The organism is Enterobacter cloacae complex sp. P13B (assembly GCF_014895915.1).
Classification (GTDB): Bacteria; Pseudomonadota; Gammaproteobacteria; order Enterobacterales; family Enterobacteriaceae; genus Enterobacter; species Enterobacter bugandensis.
The window spans coordinates 76,981-94,972 of record NZ_JADBQN010000005.1; the positions used below are offsets into that span (position 1 = coordinate 76,981).

Genomic DNA, 17,992 nt, shown 5'->3' on the forward strand with positions numbered 1-17,992 from the left:
GAACATCCCTGTGCGAGGGTATTATTCGTATTTCATTACGAAGGTGGCGTCAGCGTTCGCCTGGCCTGGCTCGGTGGTTGCAGCCGTTGATTTGTAGCGCGCGGTGAATTGCAGGGTGTTAGTCCCTTTAATCAGGTCTTTCGCGGCAGAGAAGGTGGCACCGTCCGGGGTCAGCACGCTGGATTTGCTGTCGAGGATCTCGATACCCACGCCTTTCGCGGTGTTGTCGTTGTTACCGGACGTCACGGCCAGCAGGGTTTTGTCGGTCGCGTCGATCTGGCCGGTGAAAGCAACGGCAGCGGTTTTCGCAACCAGCGGATCGCAGTCATTCAGTTCAATGTTGAACGGAATATTAGAGGTGGTGTCGCCCACTTTGGTGAATTTCGCGGTACGATACTGACCGAGATTAACCGTCTGCTCGGAAGAATCGGTATTTACTGAACAAGCAGCATTAACCAGTTCACCTTTAAAATGCACGGTACCGCCATTTACGGTAACCGGCGTAACGGGATCGGCTGCATTAGCGGCACCCGCGACCAGGGCCAGTGTTGCAATAACAGAAGAAGCAATGTTGCTGAGTTTCATGTCTATTCCTTTAAAATGTAAATAACCCTTCCCGCGAAAAATCGGGAATAAGAAATACGTTCAATTGCATAATTGAAAACTTATTTCGGAGGAGACAAAGTAGCTCAGGATGTAATTTTTAAATATGTCAAAACACTGCCATTTCGCCAGGTCACATCCTAATCCCGTCTAAGAAATTGACCATCACTTAAGAAGGGTTTTTGCGCCTCACGGATGAAAACTCGTAAAGGGTGACTGACAGCGGCGCTCGCTTCTGACAAAATACAGGCAATCCCCCCTTTCAAACGTTACAGACGGAATCTTCTCTCTGATGGCAGCAAAGATTATTGACGGTAAAACGATTGCGCAGCAGGTGCGCTCTGAGGTCGCGGAAAAAGTGAAGGCGCGTAAAGCCGCCGGAAAACGCGCTCCCGGGCTGGCCGTTGTGCTGGTTGGCAGCAACCCGGCATCACAGATTTATGTCGGCAGCAAACGCAAAGCGTGTGAAGAGGTGGGGTTCGTCTCCCGCTCTTACGATTTGCCGGAAACCACCAGCGAAGCGGAACTGCTGGAACTTATTGACACCCTGAATGCCGATAAAGAGATCGACGGCATTCTGGTTCAGCTGCCGCTGCCTGCGGGCATCGACAACGTGAAGGTGCTGGAGCGTATCGCGCCGGATAAAGACGTCGACGGTTTCCATCCGTACAACGTGGGCCGCCTGTGCCAGCGTGCGCCGCGTCTGCGCCCGTGCACCCCGCGCGGCATCGTGACGCTGCTGGAGCGTTATAACATCGACACCTACGGCCTGAACGCCGTGGTCATCGGCGCGTCCAATATCGTGGGCCGTCCGATGAGCATGGAGCTGCTGCTGGCCGGCTGCACCACCACCGTGACCCACCGCTTTACCAAAAACCTGCGTCACCACGTTGAAAACGCCGATCTGCTGATCGTCGCGGTCGGCAAGCCGGGCTTTATTCCAGGCGAGTGGATCAAAGAGGGCGCGATTGTCGTGGACGTCGGGATTAACCGTCTGGAAAATGGCAAAGTGGTCGGCGACGTGGTGTACGAAGATGCGGCGGCTCGCGCCTCTTACATTACGCCAGTGCCGGGCGGCGTTGGCCCGATGACTGTAGCAACGCTGATTCAGAATACTTTGCAGGCATGCGAAGAGTACCACGATGTAGAGGAAGCATAAGATGGCCACATTTTCATTAGGCAAACACCCGCACGTTGAGCTGTGCGATCTGCTCAAGCTGGAAGGCTGGAGCGAAAGCGGCGCGCAGGCGAAAATCGTTATCGCCGACGGGCAGGTGAAAGTAGACGGCGTGGTGGAAACCCGCAAGCGCTGCAAAATTGTCGCCGGCCAGACCGTGAGCTTTGAAGGGCAGAGCGTGACCGTGACGGCGTAAGCCGTTTGATGCCCGGTGGCGCTGCGCTTACCGGGCCTACGTACTGTCTCCGTTTGTAGGCCGGGTAAGGCGAAGCCGCCACCCGGCAATTTCTATCTCTATCCCCTCACACCCATCACGGTTATTTATCGATCAACTTCAAATAATCACTATTTCATCTGTTGAAAGGTGAGATTTCAGTTGCGCGTTTTTCACTCTTTCCCCACGATAAGTAGAACGTTCTACTAAAACGTTCTACTTACAATAACAGCGCTTAAAAAGCGCTACTCGGGGGAAATCAGCATGAGTCTGATATCAGGGTTTGTTAAATCGCTGTCTAAGTTATCGATGATTGGTCGCGCCTTAATGCTGCCAATTTCACTGCTTCCCGCTGCGGGCCTGCTGCTGGCCTTCGGCGATAAGTTCCACCTGCCGCTAATGATGAACGCCGGCGGGGTTATCTTTGATAACCTGCCGATGCTGTTTGCCATTGGCTCTGCTGTCGGTCTGGCCTCGGAATCCGGCATTGCAGCACTCTCGGCGGCGGTGTCGGTGTTTGTCACTAACATCACCATCAGTACCGTATTAAGCATTACGCCGGAAATGGCCTCACAGGGCGGAAAATATGCCATGGTGGTCGGCATCCCGACGCTGCAGATGGGCGTCTTCGGCGGGCTTATCTGCGGCATTCTCGCAGCCTGGTGCTACAACCGCTTCCACACCATGCAGCTGCCGGAGTTCCTCGGCTTCTTCTCCGGGAAGCGCTTTGTGGCGATCGCCACGGCGTTCCTCTCTTTCCTGATGGGGCTGCTGCTGCCGTACGTCTGGCAGCATATTCAGGCCGGTATCGACGCGCTCTCCGTAATCGTAAACGGTGATAACCAGGCGGCATCAACCTTTATCTTCGGGCTGGTGGAGCGCGCGCTGATCCCGCTCGGCCTGCACCACATCTGGTATCCGTCCTTCTGGTATTCGTTCGGGGATTACACCACCCAGGCGGGCCAGGTGATCCACGGCGACCAGACCATCTGGTTCAAGATGCTCGAAGAGGGGGTGAAATCCTTCAGCAGCGACACCTACCAGAACGCCGGTAAGTTCATGCAGGGCGAGTTCCCGCTGATGCTGTTCGCGCTGCCTGCGGCATGCCTGGCGATGTACCACGAAGCGCATACGAAGAATAAGAAAATCGCGGCCGGTATTCTCTTCTCCGCTGCCCTCACCTGCTTCCTGACGGGGATCACCGAGCCGGTAGAGTTCACCTTTATCTTCGTGGCGCCGATTCTGTACGTCTTCAACGCCATCATGGCGGGCCTGGCGTACATGACCATGTACCTGCTGCACGCGCATATCGCCAAATCGTTCTCGGCGGGCTTTATCGACTACCTGTCGTTCGGGATCCTGCCGTCGTTTAACGGCTATCAGACCAACTTCCTGAGTGCCATTATCATCGGCATTCCGATGGCGCTGATTTACTACTTCACGTTCCGCTTCGTGATCCGTCGTTTCGACGTGAAAACGCCGGGCCGTACGGAGGTGACCGCCAGCGCGAATGACAAGTCCGATTCCGAACTTGCCACCGAAATCATCGGCCTGCTGGGCGGCGCGCAGAACATTGACTCCGTCGGCTCCTGCATCACCCGCCTGCGTCTGGAAGTGGCGAAGAGCGATGCGGTGGACAGGGACGGACTGAACGGGCTCGGCGCGCGCGGCGTGGTCTTCGTCGGCGACAACGGGATCCAGGTGATTTTCGGTGCCAGAGCACAGTTTATCGCCCAGACCATGTCCACCATGATCGGCAAATAATAAGATGCCTGAACGACACGTCTCCTGTACGCTGGGAGACGTGTCTTATCCGGCTGATAATCGGTAAATTTCAGGGAGCGGTTTTGAAGAAAGTCAGCATCATTGATGTCGCAAAGCACGCGGGCGTCTCGGTCTCTACCGTGTCGCTGGTGCTACGTCAGAAAGGGAAAATCTCAGAGGCGACGATCGAGAAGGTCAATGCCGCCATCACGACGCTGGGCTATGTTCATAACGTTGCCGCTGCCAACCTCCGCGCCAACACCTCCAATCTTATCGGCCTGATCCTGCGCGACTTCAGCGACAGCTTTTCCATCAAGGTGATGGCGAGCATCGTTCAGGAGCTGGAGAAGCAGGGTTATATGGTGTTTCTCGGCCAGCCGCTGAACGACCAGGAACATCTGGAACGGACCCTGCTGTCGTTTAAGCAGCAGGGCGTCGCGGGCGTTATTTATCTGGCGTCTGACACCCGTAACGCCGCTTTACCGGAGCAGATCCGCCAGTGCCCGCTGCCGCTGGTGGCGGTCTCGCAGTCTCTGCTGGACGAAAAATGCAATCTGGTCATGCGCGATAATCGCCAGGCGGCGAACCTTGCCGCACGCTATCTTATCGAACGCGGACACCGCACGATCGCCTACATTGGCGGGCGCGAGGGCTGTCTTATCCGCGAGCAGCGCCTGCTCGGCTTTCGCAGCGCGATGACGCAAAACGGGCTGGTCTGGCGCGATGATTATTCACCGGCCTGCAGCGACGACACCCAGGCCGCCGCGATGGCAACGCGCCAGCTGCTGGAGAAAAACAGCTCCATCACCGCCCTGCTTTGCCACTCCCCGGATGCGATGATCGGATCCATTTCCGGCATTCACCAGGTGGGCCGCACCGTGGGGAAAGACGTGTTCCTGACCCAGCAGGTGGCGCTGATCGGTTTTGAAGATATGCTCCACGTCAACCTCACCTCCCCTTCCTTCACCTACGTCTCTTCGGCCAGCGATGAAACCGGACGACAGGCGGCGGGGCTGATTATCCGCAAGCTGAAGGAGCCGGATCTGCAAACCCAGCGCATTACGCTGTCCGGGCAGCTTATCGCCCGCGAGTCGGCATAAAATCAGAATTTGACACAGGTTTGCTGCAGCGGATTCGCTGCTATATTGCCTTGATTTGCCATGGATAATTGCAATGCCTACCGTTATCACTCACGCTGCTGTTCCCCTTTGCCTGGGCTTAGGTCTGGGAACGAAAGTCATCCCTCCCCGCCTGCTGTTTGCCGGGATCGTGCTCGCCATGCTGCCGGACGCCGACGTGCTGGCGTTCAAATTCGGCGTCGCCTACGGGAATATTTTCGGCCACCGCGGCTTTACCCATTCGCTGCTGTTTGCCTTTGCGGTACCGATACTCTGCGTGCTGATTGGCCGACGATGGTTCCGGGCCAGCCTGACGCGCTGCTGGCTGTTCTTAACCATTTCACTGCTGTCGCACAGCCTGCTGGATTCCGTTACCACCGGCGGTAAAGGCGTCGGCTGGCTGTGGCCGTGGTCAGACGAGCGCTTCTTTGCGCCGTGGCAGGTGATTAAGGTCGCCCCGTTTGCGCTGTCGCGCTACGCCACGCCGTACGGGCATGAGGTCATTATCTCGGAACTGCTGTGGGTGTGGCTGCCGGGGGTGGTGCTGATGGGGATGTTGTGGTGGAAAAGAAGGTAAAAGTAGGCCCGGTAAGCGTTAGCGCCACCGGGCGTTACAGACTTACTTACGACGCCAGGTCGTCCCCTGCGGGCCGTCTTCCAGAATGATCCCCATCTCGGTCAGACGGTTACGCGCCGCATCCGCCGCCGCCCAGTCTTTGGCCTGACGCGCTTCCAGACGCGCTTTAATCAGCGCTTCAATTTCCGCCACTTCACCGTCGTCCGCCTGCGCGCCGCTCTGCAGGAACACGTCCGGCTCCTGCTCCAGCAGGCCAAGCACGGAAGAGAGCTTGCGCAGATGGGACGCCAGCGCATTCGCCGCCGCCATGTCCTCTGACTTCAGGCGGTTCACTTCGCGCGCCATGTCGAACAGTACGGAGTAGGCTTCCGGGGTGTTGAAGTCATCGTTCATCACCTCAACGAAGCGCGCTTCGAACGCTTCGCCGCCCGCAGCAGGCACAGATTTGTCGGTGCCGCGCAGCGCGGTGTACAGACGCTCCAGCGCCGAACGCGCCTGCTTCAGGTTCTCTTCGCTGTAGTTCAGCTGGCTACGATAGTGGCCAGACATCAGGAAGTAGCGCACGGTTTCCGCGTCGTAATACTTCAGCACGTCGCGCACGGTGAAGAAGTTGCCCAGCGATTTCGACATCTTCTCGCGGTCAACCATCACCATCCCGGAGTGCATCCAGTAGTTTACGTACTCGCCGCCGTGGGCGCAGGTGGACTGCGCAATTTCGTTTTCGTGGTGCGGGAACATCAGATCCGAACCGCCGCCGTGAATGTCGAAGTGGTTGCCCAGCTGCTTGCAATTCATCGCGGAACATTCAATGTGCCAGCCCGGACGGCCTTCGCCCCACGGGGATGGCCAGCTTGGTTCACCCTCTTTGGACATCTTCCACAGCACGAAGTCCATCGGGTTACGCTTCACGTCAACCACGTCCACGCGCGCGCCGGCCTGCAGCTGGTCCAGGTCCTGACGGGAAAGCGCGCCGTAGGTTGGGTCCGTCGGGACGGAGAACATCACGTCGCCGTTGTCTGCCACATAGGCGTGACCGCGTTCGATCAGCTTTTCGGTGATCTCGATAATTTCGTGGATATGGTGGGTCGCACGCGGCTCGCTGTCCGGACGCAGAATATTGAGGGCATCAAAATCTTTGTGCATCTCAACAATCATGCGATCCACCAGCGCAACAAAGCTTTCGCCGTTTTCATTAGCGCGCTTGATGATTTTGTCGTCGATGTCGGTGATGTTACGCACGTACTTCAGGTTATAGCCCAGGAAGCGCAGGTAGCGAGAGACCACGTCGAACGCGACAAAGGTACGGCCATGGCCGATATGACAGAGATCGTAAACCGTAATACCACACACGTACATGCCGACTTCCCCGGCATGGATAGGTTTAAATTCCTCTTTCTGGCGCGTCATTGTATTAAAGATTTTTAACATCGAAGATTCCATGTAAACACGTGTGTGAGTTGTTTGTTCCATATAATACCCATAATTCGGAATAGGATCAGCACACAATGCAAGGTGATCGCGTCCTGTGGTTATGCTATAACAAGCCCCTATATATGACCCGAAGGCGGGTCGACGTACCACAATAACGGAACAGGATGCAAAAATGGTTACTTTCCACACTAATCATGGCGATATCGTAATCAAGACCTTTGATGACAAAGCGCCTGAAACAGTTAAAAACTTCCTGGACTACTGCCGCGAAGGTTTCTACAACAACACTATTTTCCACCGCGTGATCAACGGCTTTATGATCCAGGGCGGCGGTTTCGAGCCTGGCATGCGCCAGAAAGAGACCAAAGAGGCGATCAAAAACGAAGCGAACAACGGCCTGAAAAACACCCGCGGTACGCTGGCAATGGCCCGTACTCAGGCGCCTCACTCTGCCACCGCGCAGTTCTTCATCAACGTAGCGGACAACGACTTCCTGAACTTCTCCGGCGAAAGCCTGCAGGGTTGGGGCTACTGCGTGTTCGCAGAAGTGGTTGAAGGTATGGACGTGGTCGACAAGATCAAAGCCGTCTCTACCGGCCGCAGCGGCATGCACCAGGACGTTCCTAAAGAAGACGTTGTGATTACAAGCGTGACCGTCAGCGAGTAATTCGTGGCGACACTCTTTATTGCGGATCTGCATCTGCAAACAGAAGAACCGGCGATAACCGCCGGTTTTCTGCGTTTTTTACGCGGTGAAGCGAAAGGCGCCGATGCGCTGTACATCCTGGGCGATCTGTTTGAAGCCTGGATTGGCGACGACGATCCTAACCCGCTGCATCGTGAAATGGCTGCCGCCATTAAAACGCTGGTAGATTCCGGCGTCCCCTGCTACTTCATTCACGGCAACCGTGATTTCCTGCTCGGCAAGCGCTATGCCCGCGAAAGCGGTATGACGCTGCTGCCGGAAGAGCAGGTGCTCGATCTCTATGGCCGCAAGGTACTCATCATGCACGGCGACACGCTCTGCACCGACGATACCGGCTACCTGGCGTTTCGCGCCAAGGTCCACACCCCGTGGATCCAGAAGGTGTTCCTTGCCCTGCCGCTGTTTATCCGCAACCGCATCGCCGCCAGAATGCGTGCGGGCAGCAAAGCCGCCAACAGCAGCAAATCCCTGACCATCATGGACGTCAACCCGCAAGCTGTGGTGAGCGTGATGGAAAAGCATGGCGTTCAGTGGCTGATCCACGGTCATACCCATCGCCCTGACGTGCATTCTCTGAGCGCCAACGGTGAACCGGCCCATCGCGTGGTATTGGGCGCATGGCACACTGAGGGTTCGATGGTCAAAGTCACCCCGGAAGGTGTCGAACTGATCGCTTTTCCGTTTTAACGTTTTCTCGTCGTTTCGCTTATTTCTCAGCCACGCAACCGTTTTCCTTGCCCGTATAACATGCTATTCTCTGTGCCCTCGAAAGCAGTGTGTTTCGCACCACAGGAGTTTTAAGACGCATGTCTTCCCGCAATAATCCGGCGCGTGTCGCCATCGTGATGGGGTCCAAAAGCGACTGGGCTACCATGCAGTTCGCCGCCGAAATCTTTGAAATCCTGAATGTTCCGCACCACGTTGAAGTGGTTTCCGCACACCGTACGCCGGACAAACTGTTCAGCTTCGCCGAAAGCGCCGAAGAGAACGGGTATGAGGTGATTATTGCCGGTGCGGGCGGCGCAGCACATCTGCCGGGCATGATTGCCGCCAAAACCCTGGTGCCGGTTCTGGGCGTCCCGGTACAAAGCGCCGCGTTAAGCGGTGTCGATAGCCTCTACTCCATCGTCCAGATGCCGCGCGGTATTCCTGTCGGCACGCTGGCAATTGGCAAAGCGGGCGCGGCGAACGCCGCCCTGCTGGCCGCGCAAATTCTTGCAACGCACGACAAAGATTTACACCAGCGCCTGGCGGAGTGGCGTAAAGCCCAGACCGACGAGGTGCTGGATAACCCGGACCCGCGGGGTGCGGCATGAAGCAGGTTTGCGTCCTCGGCAACGGCCAACTGGGCCGCATGCTGCGTCAGGCTGGCGAACCGTTGGGGATTGCCGTCTGGCCCGTCGGGCTGGACGCCGAGCCGGAAGCCGTGCCGTTCCATCAGAGCGTAATCACCGCCGAAATTGAACGCTGGCCGGAAACCGCCCTGACCCGCGAGCTGGCGCTCCATAACGCCTTCGTAAACCGCGACGTGTTCCCGATCATTGCCGACCGTCTGACGCAGAAGCAGCTGTTCGACAAGCTGGGCCTCGCAACCGCCCCGTGGCAGCTGTTGTCTAATAAAAGCGAGTGGAATGACGTCTTCGCCATGCTGGGCGAGCTGGCGATTGTGAAGCGCCGCGTGGGTGGCTACGACGGTCGCGGCCAGTGGCGCCTGCGCGCAGGCGACACCGCCGAGCTGCCGGACGACTGCTACGGCGAGTGCATCGTTGAGCAGGGCATCAACTTCAGCGGCGAAGTGTCGCTGGTTGGCGCACGCGGGCACGATGGCCGCACGGTGTTTTACCCGCTGACGCATAACCTGCATCAGGACGGCATTCTGCGCACCAGTGTCGCCTTCCCGCAGGCCAATGCCGACCAGCAGGCGCAGGCGGAAGAGATGCTTTCTGCCATCATGCACGAGCTGGGCTACGTGGGCGTGATGGCGATGGAGTGCTTCGTCACGCCGTCGGGCCTGCTGATCAACGAGCTGGCGCCGCGCGTGCACAACAGCGGCCACTGGACGCAAAACGGCGCCTCTATCAGCCAGTTCGAACTGCACCTGCGCGCCATCACCGACCTGCCGCTGCCACAGCCCGTCGTTAACAGCCCGTCGGTGATGATCAACCTGATCGGGACCGATCTGAACTACGACTGGCTGAAGCTGCCGCTGGTGCATCTGCACTGGTATGACAAAGAGGTTCGCGCGGGTCGTAAAGTGGGTCATCTCAACCTGAACGACAGCGATACCGACCGCCTGAGCGCCACCCTGGAGGCGATCGTTCCTCTCCTGCCGCCAGAATACGCGAGCGGAATTGTCTGGGCACAGTCAAAGCTCAAGTAAGACATCTGCGCCGGGGAGTTGACCTTCCCCTTCCCCGGCGTACAATCCCCGCCCATTGCTGCTGAGTTTTCTTCTGGAATCACCATGAACGATGGAACGGACTATCGCGCGATCCTCGCGTCTGATACCCCTTTAATCGACGTTCGCGCGCCGATCGAATTTGCCCAGGGTGCGATGCCCGCCGCACTCAACCTGCCCTTAATGAACGACGACGAGCGTGCCGCCGTGGGTACCTGCTATAAGCGCCAGGGACCCGACGCCGCGCTGGCGCTCGGCCATAGCCTGGTGAGCGGCGAGACGCGGGAAGCGCGCATTAACGCCTGGCGCGAAGCCAGCCTTGCGCACCCCGAGGGCTATCTCTGCTGCGCCCGCGGCGGGCAGCGCTCGCATATCTCCCAGGCCTGGCTGAAAGAGGCTGGCATCGACTACCCGCTGATCCGCGGCGGCTATAAGGCCCTGCGCCAGACGGCGATTCAGGTCACCATTGAGCAGTCGCAAAAGCCGATGGTGCTTATTGGCGGCTGTACCGGCAACGGTAAAACGCTGCTGGTGAAGCAGCACGCGCAGGGCATCGATCTGGAAGGGCTGGCGCACCATCGCGGCTCGTCGTTTGGCCGCACGCTTACGCCGCAGCTTTCCCAGGCGAGCTTCGAGAATCACCTTGCGGTTGAGCTATTGAAAAAAGACGCCGCGCGCTGGGTGCTGGAGGACGAGGGCCGGATGATTGGCTCCAACCACCTGCCGGAGTGCCTGCGCGACCGCATGGTTGACGCCCCTATCGTTGTCGTCGAAGACCCGTTTGAAACCCGACTTGAGCGCCTGCGCGAAGAGTATTTTGACCACATGTGGGCGGATTTTTCTGCCGCGTACGGTGAGGAGGCGGGCTGGAAGGAGTACAGCGAGTACCTGCACCACGGCCTGTTTGCCATTCGCCGTCGGCTTGGGCTACAGCGTTTTGCGGAATTTACGGCGCTGCTGGACGCGGCACTTGTCGAACAACAGCGAACGGGCAGCACCGACGCGCACTTCAGCTGGCTTGTACCGCTGCTGAAGGACTATTACGACCCGATGTACGGCTATCAGCTGGAGAAGAAAGCGGAGAAGATTGTCTATCGCGGGACGTTCGCAGAAATTGCCGAGTGGCTTAATCGCTAAAAAAAGCCGGGTGGCGAGGTAAAAGCAAAACGGCAACCTGGGTTGCCGTTTTTAATGTTTTTTCCCTCTCCCCGTGGGAGAGGGTCAGGGTGAGGGCATCAGGCCGCACCCTACATGACACCTTAGAAGTCGTAACGCAGACGCACCAGGTTCATGTCGCCCAGGTTGTCGGTGCTGGAGGTGAACACGTGTTCGTAATCCACGCGGAAACCGTAATCCAGCTGGAAGCTGATACCCACGCCGTTGTCGATGCGCTGGTAGTTACGGCCATTCACGTACTCGATGCGGTCACCCATGAAGTAAGGCTGGATGGATTTCACCGCGTACTGACCGATTGGGAATTTGTACCCTGCGAAGTATTCAATACCCCACGCGTCGCCCGCAAAGTAGTCGTTAACAGACACTTTTTTGGTGGTCAGGAAGTTCTGGTACCAGCCGCCGCCAGCGGAGAAGGTCCAGTTGTCCGGCGTCCAGCTCAGCGCAGTACCGACAATATTCTGGTCGTAGGATTTGCTGTCGCCGTTGTCCGGGTTACGCATGTCCGCGCGGGTGTAGTTCCACGCAGCGCCCCAGGTCAGATCGGTGGTCAGGTGGTAATCGATACCCAGTGAGCCGCCGCCTTTACGCTTGTAGCGCAGGCCGTTGCCCGGCAGGTATTCGCTGTCTTCAAACAGGTAGGATGCATAGATGTCCGCATCGCCCACGGTTTTCTTATATTTCAGCATCTGGCGTGAACGGTAAGAGCCGTCGTAGTCGCCGTTGATCCCGTTACCCGGCGCCTGGCCGATCATGTCGTAGTCCCAGATATCGGTTTTCGCGCCCACCACATCGTAGTACACGCTGTTCTGCTGGCCGAAGGTCAGCGTACCCCAGGTATCGCTCTTCAGGCCGGTGTAGAGCATACGGCGTGAGGTGTCGTGCGCGCCGTCGGCGTAGTGGTTATCCCAGTTAAACTGCGCCGGAATGTTCACCCCCAGCTCGTAGTAGCTGATCCAGCTGATGTCATCGAACAGGTAGTAGTCTGCCGCGAAACGGAAGCGGGTACCGCCGTCAAAGCCGTTACGCTTGTAGCCGTTTTTGCCGTCATCGCCGGTCATGTTCTGGAATTGCGGACGAATACTACCGCCAACGGTGAAGTTCAGGCGGCTCAGTGGGTTACCCGCCTGAGGATCCTGCTTAAGTACGGTGATTTCTGCCTGAGATGCAAAAGTAGTCAATGCCACTGCCGCGCCGATCGTTGCCGCCAGCGCTGATTTTTTTATAGTCATTATTTTTCCTTAATAGACACGCTGCTAAATATTTAGCTGGTGAATATTAACCGGAAATTTTCGGGCTGTGTGGGCGGGTTTTTAATGTTTTGTGCTACTAAATGCGTTGGCATTATCACTTTGTGCTATTTAAGCATTACGCACCGGCATAAAAACCGGTGCGTAATTATTACCATGCCAAATCAATTCACAAACTGCCGGAACAGAGCCTTGCCCTTTAACAATCGCGCCCCGAGCCAGCCCCCGCAGAGGGAGAGCAGCACCGCGCCGCAGAGAGGGAGTACTAGCCAGAGACGCCAGTCAGGCTCCCACGGGAAGTCGAAGACCTTTGTCTGCAGCACCGCCAGCGCCGTCTCCGCGCCAATCGCCGCGACCAGACCCGCCACCAGCCCAAGCAGCGCAAACTCGCTCCAGAGCGTCGCCCGCAGCAGCCGCTTACCCGCGCCGAGCGTACGGTAGACTATCAGTTCCTGATGACGCTGGCGCATGCCCACCTGCACCTGCGCCAGCAGCAGCAATATGCCGCAGATTGTTACCAGCACCACCATCACCTCCAGCGCGCGGCTCACCTGCTCCAGCACCTGCCCGACCTGTTTGAGGATCGCGCCAATATCCAGCAGGCTCACCGTCGGGAACTCCCGGTTAAGCTGCGTCAGCATGCCGTTGCCGTTTTCCCAGCGGAAGCTGGTCAGCCAGCTCTGCGGCTGCCCGTCCAGCGCGCCCGGCGGGAAGATGAAGAAGAAGTTTGGCCGCAGGCTTTCCCAGTCCACTTTACGGAGGCTGGTGACTTTGGCGGTAAAATCCTGGGTATCACCGGTGAAGGTCACGCTGTCCCCGAGCTTCACGTTCAGGCGCGTCGCCAGCCCCTCTTCCATCGACACCTCTCCCGCTTTCGGCGGCCAGCTACCGGCGGTAATCGGGTTATGGTCGGGACGTTTCTCCTGCCAGGTCAGGTTGAGTTCGCGGTTAAGCGACTCGTCCTTGTTCCCCTCAGTTGACTGACCGTTGATCTGCGTCAGACGCGCACGGACGATGGGATAGAACGACTCGGGAATAATGTGATGCTCCGACAGGAAGCCCTTCAGCGGCGTCACCTGTTCCGGTGCGATGTTGATCAGGAAATAGTTCGGGCTTTCCGGCGGAAGCTGCTGCTGCCAGCGATCCAGCAGATCCCCGCGAAGCACGAGAAGCAGCGCCAGCAGCATAAACGACAGCGAAAAGGCCGACAGCTGGCTGAGCGTTGACCAGGGCTGATGCAGCAGGCGGTTGACCGCCAGCCGCACAGGCAGGGATTTTACCGTCAGCCTTTTTAGGACGTTGAGCAGTATCCAGCCCAGCACGCCGCACAGCAGCGCCAGTACCACCGCGCCGGCCAGCACGGCCCACAGCAGGGTGCTGCCGCCCATCAGCCAGGCCAGCAGCCCGACCGCAACAGCAATAATCGCCGGAAGATAGAACTTCAGCGGCCAGACGTTCGCCACCACATCATTGCGCAGCACCCGCAGCGGCTGCGTCGCGAGCAGCAGGCGGTACGGGCGCAGCCCCACCAGCACCGAGATCACCGTCATCGCGCCCATCGCCCACAGCCACGGCCAGAGGCTTGCCGGGGGCAAAGCGGCCGGCAGTACCGGTTTCAGCATCACCATCAGCAGTTTTTCAAACAGCAGGCCTATTATTCCGCCGGTAAGCGCAGAGAGGGCCAGCAGCATCAGCCACTGGCCGACGATCAGCTTGCGCAGCTGCGCCCGCCCCGCGCCGAGGGTTTTAAGGATCGCCACCAGATCGTAGCGGCTGCGGCAGTAGTGCCCCATCGCCACGGCAACCGCCGCCACCGCCAGCAGCAGGGTTAACAGCGCCGACAGCAGCAGGAACTGTTGGGAACGTTCGAGGGATTTGCCGAGCGCCCCTTCGTCCTGCTCCAGCCCGTACCAGCGGTGTTCCGGCTTGAGCTGCGGCAGAAGCCATTTTTCATACGCCTCCAGCTGCGCGGGCGTGCCGCCAAACTTGTAGCGCCAGGTGACGCGGCTTCCCGGCTGGACGGCGTTGGTTTTCGCGACATCGGCGGTGTTCATCAGCAGGCGCGGCGCGAGCTGGAACGGGTTAAAGCCGGAGTCGGGCTCCTGCACCACTTCCCCGGCGATTTTCAGCGTGGCATCGCCAACGTCAATACTGTCGCCGGGTTTCAGGTTGAGAAGTGCCATCAGGCGCGATGCCAGCAGCACCGTGCCGGGCGTCGGCTTTAGCCCCGGCGGGCTGGTTTGTAATTCCCCGTACATCGGGTAGATGTCATCCACGGCCTTCACGCTGGCGAGCTGCGGGGTGTCCCCCGCGAAGGTCATGGTCTGGAAGGTGAGCTGCTCCCCCACCTTTAGCCCTTCCTTGCGCGCTTCCTCAATCCAGCCAGGCGGCACAGGACGTGAGCTTTGCAGCGCCCGGTCCCCGGCCATAAATTCGCGGCTCTGCTGGCTGAGCCCTTTTTCCATACGGTCGCTGACGCTGCCGAGCGCCAGCACGCAGGCCACCGCCAGGCTTAACGCCAGCCAGACAATCAGCAGTGAGGGCGAGCGCCATTCGCGCCAGAACCAGCGGGCGATCATGCTTCCTCCTGAAGAATACCGTTCACCAGCCGCAGGCGGCGGTCGCAGCGGGCGGCCAGCTGCGGATCGTGGGTCACGAGGATCAGCGTGGTGCCATGTTCGCGGTTAAGCGAAAACAGCAGGTCAGCAATTTTGTCGCCGGTTTTACGGTCAAGGTTGCCGGTGGGTTCATCGGCAAACAGCACTTCCGGGCGGCCGTTAAACGCCCGCGCCAGCGCCACGCGCTGCTGCTCGCCGCCGGAAAGCTGTGCCGGAAGGTGGTCGAGGCGCTTGCCCAGGCCGAGCTGTTCCAGCAGCGCCTTAGCATGCGTGCGGCTTTCGCGGCTCTTTTCGCCGCGCAGCAGCGCCGGGAGCTCGACGTTTTCCAGCGCGTTCAGGGTCGGGATCAGCATAAAAGACTGAAAGACAAAACCGATATGCCGCGCGCGCAGCGCGGCTCGCGCCTCTTCATCAAGCTGGTGCAGCGGTTGCCCGACCAGGTGGACTTCGCCGCTGCTGCCGTCGTCCAGACCGGCCAGAATCGCCAGCAGCGTAGACTTGCCGGAACCGGATTCGCCAATCAGCGCGATGGTTTCGGCGCGTTTGACAACGAGTTCAACTCCGGTAAGGATTGAAAGCTCCTGCTCCCCCTGACCGACGGACTTCTTAAGACGATGAACTTCAACACTGTTTTCCGCTGGCATTTGCCCTTCCTGTTTTTGATGCTGATGACCTTCCGCGCGGCGGCAGCGGACACGTTACTGATTCTTGGCGACAGCCTGAGCGCGGGCTACCGCATGGCGGCCAGCTCGGCCTGGCCGGCTCTGCTCAATGACAAATGGCAAAGCAAGACGACCGTTATCAACGGCAGCATCAGCGGCGATACCTCGCAGCAGGGTCTGTCGCGCCTGCCTGCGCTGCTCAAGCAGCATCAGCCGCGCTGGGTGCTGGTTGAGCTTGGCGGTAATGACGGCCTGCGTGGCTTCCAGCCGCAGCAAACCGAGCAAACGCTGCGCACCATTTTACGGGACATCAAGGCGGCAAACGCCCAGCCGCTGCTGATGCAAATTCGCCTGCCCGCCAACTACGGTCGTCGGTATAATGAGGCCTTTAGCGCGATCTACCCTAAGCTTGCCAAAGAGTTTGATATTCCGCTCCTGCCATTTTTCATGGAAGAGGTCTATCTCAAACCTCAGTGGATGCAGGACGACGGTATCCACCCCAATCGCGATGCGCAGCCGTTTATTGCCGACTGGATGGCAACGCGGCTGGCTCCTTTAGTTAAACATGACTCGTAATTCAGCGGAGTTCCTGACAGGTAAAGTTATGCAAAAATCGGTCTTAATTACAGGATGTTCCAGCGGAATCGGCCTTGAAAGCGCGCTTGAACTAAAGCGCCAGGGATTCAGGGTGCTGGCAGCGTGCCGCAAGCCTGACGATGTCGAGCGCATGAACGGGCTGGGCTTTACCGGCATACAGCTGGATATGGACTCGCCGGAGAGCGTTGAACGCGCCGCCGACGAGGTGATAGCCCTGACCGAAGGCCGTCTGTACGGTCTCTTTAATAATGCCGGTTACGGCGTGTATGGCCCGCTGGATACGCTCTCGCGCGAAACGCTGGAGAAGCAGTTTTCAACCAATTTCTTTGGCGTCCATCAGCTTACCATGCGTCTGCTCCCGGCCATGCTGCCGCACGGCGAAGGGCGCATCGTGATGACATCGTCAGTGATGGGGCTGATTTCCACCCCGGGCCGCGGCGCCTACGCCGCCAGCAAATATGCGCTGGAAGCCTGGTCCGACGCCCTGCGCATGGAGCTGCGCCACAGCGGCATCAAGGTCAGCCTGATTGAACCCGGCCCGATCCGTACCCGCTTTACCGAAAACGTGAACCAGACCCAGGCGGACAAGCCGGTCGAAAACCCCGGCATCGCCGCACGTTTTACCCTCGGGCCAGAGGCGGTGGTTGCCAAAGTGCGCCATGCTTTTGAGAGCGAGCATCCCAAAATGCGCTATCCGGTGACGCTGGTCACCCATGCCGTCGGCTGGTTAAAGCGCCTGCTGCCGGGCAGGATAATGGACAAAATTTTGCACGGCTGAGTTGAAGCGACGACGCTCATCCCCATGTAAAGAGTAAACCGACAAAAGAGAAAGCCGCATGTCCGTACAGAATATCGTCAATATTACAGAAGCAAACCTGCAACAGGTCCTCGAACAGTCGATGGCTAAACCGGTGCTGTTCTACTTCTGGTCTGAGCGCAGCCAGCACTGTCTGCAGCTGACGCCGGTGCTGGAAAGCCTTGCCGCGCAGTACAACGGTCAGTTCATTCTGGCGAAACTGGATTGTGACGCCGAGCCGATGGTGGCGTCGCAGTTTGGTCTGCGCGCCATTCCAACCGTTTATCTGTTCCAGAACGGCCAGCCTGTCGATGGCTTCCAGGGCCCCCAGCCGGAAGAGGCGATTCGCGCCCTGCTGGATAAAGTGCTGCCGCGCGAAGAAGAGCTGAAAGCGCAGGAAGCGATGGCGCTGATGCAGGGAGGCAAATACGACGAGGCGCTGCCGCTGCTGAAAGAGGCGTGGCAGCTGTCGAACCAGAACAGCCAGATCGGCCTGCTGCTGGCGGAAACGCAGATCGCCCTGCACCGTTCAGAAGACGCGGAAGCCGTGCTCAAGACGGTTCCAATGCAGGATCAGGATACCCGCTATCAGGGGCTGGTGGCGCAGATTGAGCTGCTAAAGCAGGCGGCGGACACTCCGGAAATTCAGCAGCTGCAGCAGCAGGTGGCCGACAACCCGGCGGATGCCGCGCTGGCAAGCCAGCTGGCGCTCCAGCTGCATCAGGTGGGACGTAACGAAGAGGCGCTGGAGCTGCTGTTCAGCCACCTGCAGAAAGATCTGGCTGCCGCAGACGGTCAGGCGCGCAAGATGTTCCAGGAGATCCTGGCCGCGCTGGGCACCGGCGACGCGCTGGCGTCGAAGTATCGTCGTCAGTTGTACGCGCTGCTCTACTAACAAAAAATGCCCG

General features: G+C 58.7%; 18 protein-coding genes. 13 read left to right on the forward strand and 5 right to left on the reverse strand.

Annotation, left to right across the window (positions count from 1 at the left end):
- Positions 1-21: 21 nt before the first annotated feature.
- Positions 22-585, reverse strand: coding sequence for a type 1 fimbrial major subunit FimA (gene fimA, locus IM273_RS02395; RefSeq protein ID WP_028012226.1), 564 nt, complete (start codon positions 583-585; stop codon positions 22-24).
- A gap of 310 nt (positions 586-895) precedes the next feature.
- Between fimA and folD the strand changes: the two genes are divergently transcribed.
- The 5 genes from folD to IM273_RS02420 all read left to right on the forward strand — a co-directional run bounded on the left by folD (position 896) and on the right by IM273_RS02420 (position 5,453).
- On the forward strand, positions 896-1,762 hold the full coding sequence (gene folD, locus IM273_RS02400) for a bifunctional methylenetetrahydrofolate dehydrogenase/methenyltetrahydrofolate cyclohydrolase FolD (RefSeq protein ID WP_028012225.1): 867 nt from the start codon (positions 896-898) through the stop codon (positions 1,760-1,762).
- 1 nt (position 1,763) lies between these two features.
- Positions 1,764-1,976: a ribosome-associated protein YbcJ gene (gene ybcJ / locus IM273_RS02405; protein ID WP_028012224.1), complete on the forward strand. Its 213-nt coding sequence runs from the start codon at positions 1,764-1,766 to the stop codon at positions 1,974-1,976.
- Between the two features lie 282 nt (positions 1,977-2,258).
- Complete coding sequence (locus tag IM273_RS02410) at positions 2,259-3,758, forward strand: PTS transporter subunit EIIC (protein ID WP_028012223.1); 1,500 nt, start codon at positions 2,259-2,261, stop codon at positions 3,756-3,758.
- 83 nt (positions 3,759-3,841) lie between these two features.
- On the forward strand, positions 3,842-4,858 hold the full coding sequence (gene malI, locus IM273_RS02415) for a Mal regulon transcriptional regulator MalI (RefSeq protein ID WP_028012222.1): 1,017 nt from the start codon (positions 3,842-3,844) through the stop codon (positions 4,856-4,858).
- Between the two features lie 73 nt (positions 4,859-4,931).
- The gene (locus IM273_RS02420; RefSeq protein ID WP_193051081.1) at positions 4,932-5,453 is read left to right on the forward strand and encodes a metal-dependent hydrolase; all 522 of its coding nucleotides are present in this window, start codon (positions 4,932-4,934) and stop codon (positions 5,451-5,453) included.
- A 42-nt stretch (positions 5,454-5,495) separates the two neighbouring features.
- On the opposite strand, the gene cysS is transcribed toward IM273_RS02420, so the two are convergent.
- A complete protein-coding gene (cysS, locus tag IM273_RS02425) occupies positions 5,496-6,881 on the reverse strand; it encodes a cysteine--tRNA ligase (protein ID WP_193051080.1) in 1,386 nt (461 codons plus the stop codon).
- A 175-nt stretch (positions 6,882-7,056) separates the two neighbouring features.
- Between cysS and ppiB the strand changes: the two genes are divergently transcribed.
- The 5 genes from ppiB (at position 7,057) to mnmH (ending at position 11,125) form a co-directional block, all read left to right on the forward strand.
- Positions 7,057-7,551 carry a peptidylprolyl isomerase B gene (gene ppiB, locus IM273_RS02430; protein WP_000256009.1) on the forward strand — a complete coding sequence of 165 codons (495 nt, stop codon included), beginning with the start codon at positions 7,057-7,059 and terminating at the stop codon, positions 7,549-7,551.
- A 3-nt stretch (positions 7,552-7,554) separates the two neighbouring features.
- Positions 7,555-8,277, forward strand: coding sequence for a UDP-2,3-diacylglucosamine diphosphatase (gene lpxH / locus IM273_RS02435; RefSeq protein WP_193051079.1), 723 nt, complete (start codon positions 7,555-7,557; stop codon positions 8,275-8,277).
- A 119-nt stretch (positions 8,278-8,396) separates the two neighbouring features.
- Positions 8,397-8,906, forward strand: a complete 510-nt coding sequence (gene purE / locus IM273_RS02440; protein WP_006809824.1) for a 5-(carboxyamino)imidazole ribonucleotide mutase — start codon at positions 8,397-8,399, stop codon at positions 8,904-8,906.
- Entirely contained in the window at positions 8,903-9,970 is a 1,068-nt protein-coding gene (purK, locus tag IM273_RS02445; protein WP_193051078.1) for a 5-(carboxyamino)imidazole ribonucleotide synthase, read from the forward strand. The genes purE and purK overlap by 4 nt, the downstream gene beginning before the upstream one ends.
- 84 nt (positions 9,971-10,054) lie before the next feature.
- The gene (gene mnmH, locus IM273_RS02450; protein ID WP_193051077.1) at positions 10,055-11,125 is read left to right on the forward strand and encodes a tRNA 2-selenouridine(34) synthase MnmH; all 1,071 of its coding nucleotides are present in this window, start codon (positions 10,055-10,057) and stop codon (positions 11,123-11,125) included.
- 122 nt (positions 11,126-11,247) lie between these two features.
- Here mnmH and IM273_RS02455 read toward each other — a convergent pair whose 3' ends face one another.
- The 3 genes from IM273_RS02455 to ybbA form a co-directional block, all read right to left on the reverse strand.
- Positions 11,248-12,393, reverse strand: coding sequence for a porin (locus IM273_RS02455; RefSeq protein ID WP_047367634.1), 1,146 nt, complete (start codon positions 12,391-12,393; stop codon positions 11,248-11,250).
- 182 nt (positions 12,394-12,575) lie between these two features.
- Positions 12,576-14,990, reverse strand: a complete 2,415-nt coding sequence (gene ybbP / locus IM273_RS02460; RefSeq protein WP_059357446.1) for a putative ABC transporter permease subunit YbbP — start codon at positions 14,988-14,990, stop codon at positions 12,576-12,578.
- The gene (gene ybbA, locus IM273_RS02465; RefSeq protein WP_041912055.1) at positions 14,987-15,673 is read right to left on the reverse strand and encodes a putative ABC transporter ATP-binding protein YbbA; all 687 of its coding nucleotides are present in this window, start codon (positions 15,671-15,673) and stop codon (positions 14,987-14,989) included. Before ybbA ends, ybbP begins: the two co-directional genes overlap by 4 nt.
- Here ybbA and tesA point away from each other — a divergent pair.
- From tesA to IM273_RS02480, 3 genes are read left to right on the forward strand one after another with little or no spacing between them, the layout of a single operon-like run.
- Positions 15,644-16,267, forward strand: coding sequence for a multifunctional acyl-CoA thioesterase I/protease I/lysophospholipase L1 (gene tesA, locus IM273_RS02470; protein ID WP_193051076.1), 624 nt, complete (start codon positions 15,644-15,646; stop codon positions 16,265-16,267). The genes ybbA and tesA overlap by 30 nt on opposite strands.
- A complete protein-coding gene (locus tag IM273_RS02475) occupies positions 16,257-17,066 on the forward strand; it encodes an SDR family oxidoreductase (RefSeq protein ID WP_102863616.1) in 810 nt (269 codons plus the stop codon). Before tesA ends, IM273_RS02475 begins: the two co-directional genes overlap by 11 nt.
- A gap of 58 nt (positions 17,067-17,124) precedes the next feature.
- Positions 17,125-17,979, forward strand: a complete 855-nt coding sequence (locus IM273_RS02480) for a co-chaperone YbbN (RefSeq protein ID WP_193051075.1) — start codon at positions 17,125-17,127, stop codon at positions 17,977-17,979.
- Positions 17,980-17,992 lie beyond the last annotated feature (13 nt).

Bases quoted from the DNA above. Each gene is read 5' to 3' on its own strand.
- mnmH (WP_193051077.1), top strand. From the start codon at position 10,055: ATGAACGATGGAACGGACTATCGCGCGATCCTCGCGTCTGATACCCCT.
- ybbP (WP_059357446.1), bottom strand. From the start codon at position 14,990: ATGATCGCCCGCTGGTTCTGGCGCGAATGGCGCTCGCCCTCACTGCTG.
- IM273_RS02455 (WP_047367634.1), bottom strand. From the start codon at position 12,393: ATGACTATAAAAAAATCAGCGCTGGCGGCAACGATCGGCGCGGCAGTG.
- IM273_RS02480 (WP_193051075.1), top strand. From the start codon at position 17,125: ATGTCCGTACAGAATATCGTCAATATTACAGAAGCAAACCTGCAACAG.
- folD (WP_028012225.1), top strand. From the start codon at position 896: ATGGCAGCAAAGATTATTGACGGTAAAACGATTGCGCAGCAGGTGCGC.
- cysS (WP_193051080.1), bottom strand. From the start codon at position 6,881: ATGTTAAAAATCTTTAATACAATGACGCGCCAGAAAGAGGAATTTAAA.
- IM273_RS02475 (WP_102863616.1), top strand. From the start codon at position 16,257: ATGACTCGTAATTCAGCGGAGTTCCTGACAGGTAAAGTTATGCAAAAA.
- purE (WP_006809824.1), top strand. From the start codon at position 8,397: ATGTCTTCCCGCAATAATCCGGCGCGTGTCGCCATCGTGATGGGGTCC.
- IM273_RS02410 (WP_028012223.1), top strand. From the start codon at position 2,259: ATGAGTCTGATATCAGGGTTTGTTAAATCGCTGTCTAAGTTATCGATG.
- tesA (WP_193051076.1), top strand. From the start codon at position 15,644: ATGAACTTCAACACTGTTTTCCGCTGGCATTTGCCCTTCCTGTTTTTG.
- ybcJ (WP_028012224.1), top strand. From the start codon at position 1,764: ATGGCCACATTTTCATTAGGCAAACACCCGCACGTTGAGCTGTGCGAT.
- ybbA (WP_041912055.1), bottom strand. From the start codon at position 15,673: ATGCCAGCGGAAAACAGTGTTGAAGTTCATCGTCTTAAGAAGTCCGTC.
- purK (WP_193051078.1), top strand. From the start codon at position 8,903: ATGAAGCAGGTTTGCGTCCTCGGCAACGGCCAACTGGGCCGCATGCTG.
- ppiB (WP_000256009.1), top strand. From the start codon at position 7,057: ATGGTTACTTTCCACACTAATCATGGCGATATCGTAATCAAGACCTTT.
- IM273_RS02420 (WP_193051081.1), top strand. From the start codon at position 4,932: ATGCCTACCGTTATCACTCACGCTGCTGTTCCCCTTTGCCTGGGCTTA.
- fimA (WP_028012226.1), bottom strand. From the start codon at position 585: ATGAAACTCAGCAACATTGCTTCTTCTGTTATTGCAACACTGGCCCTG.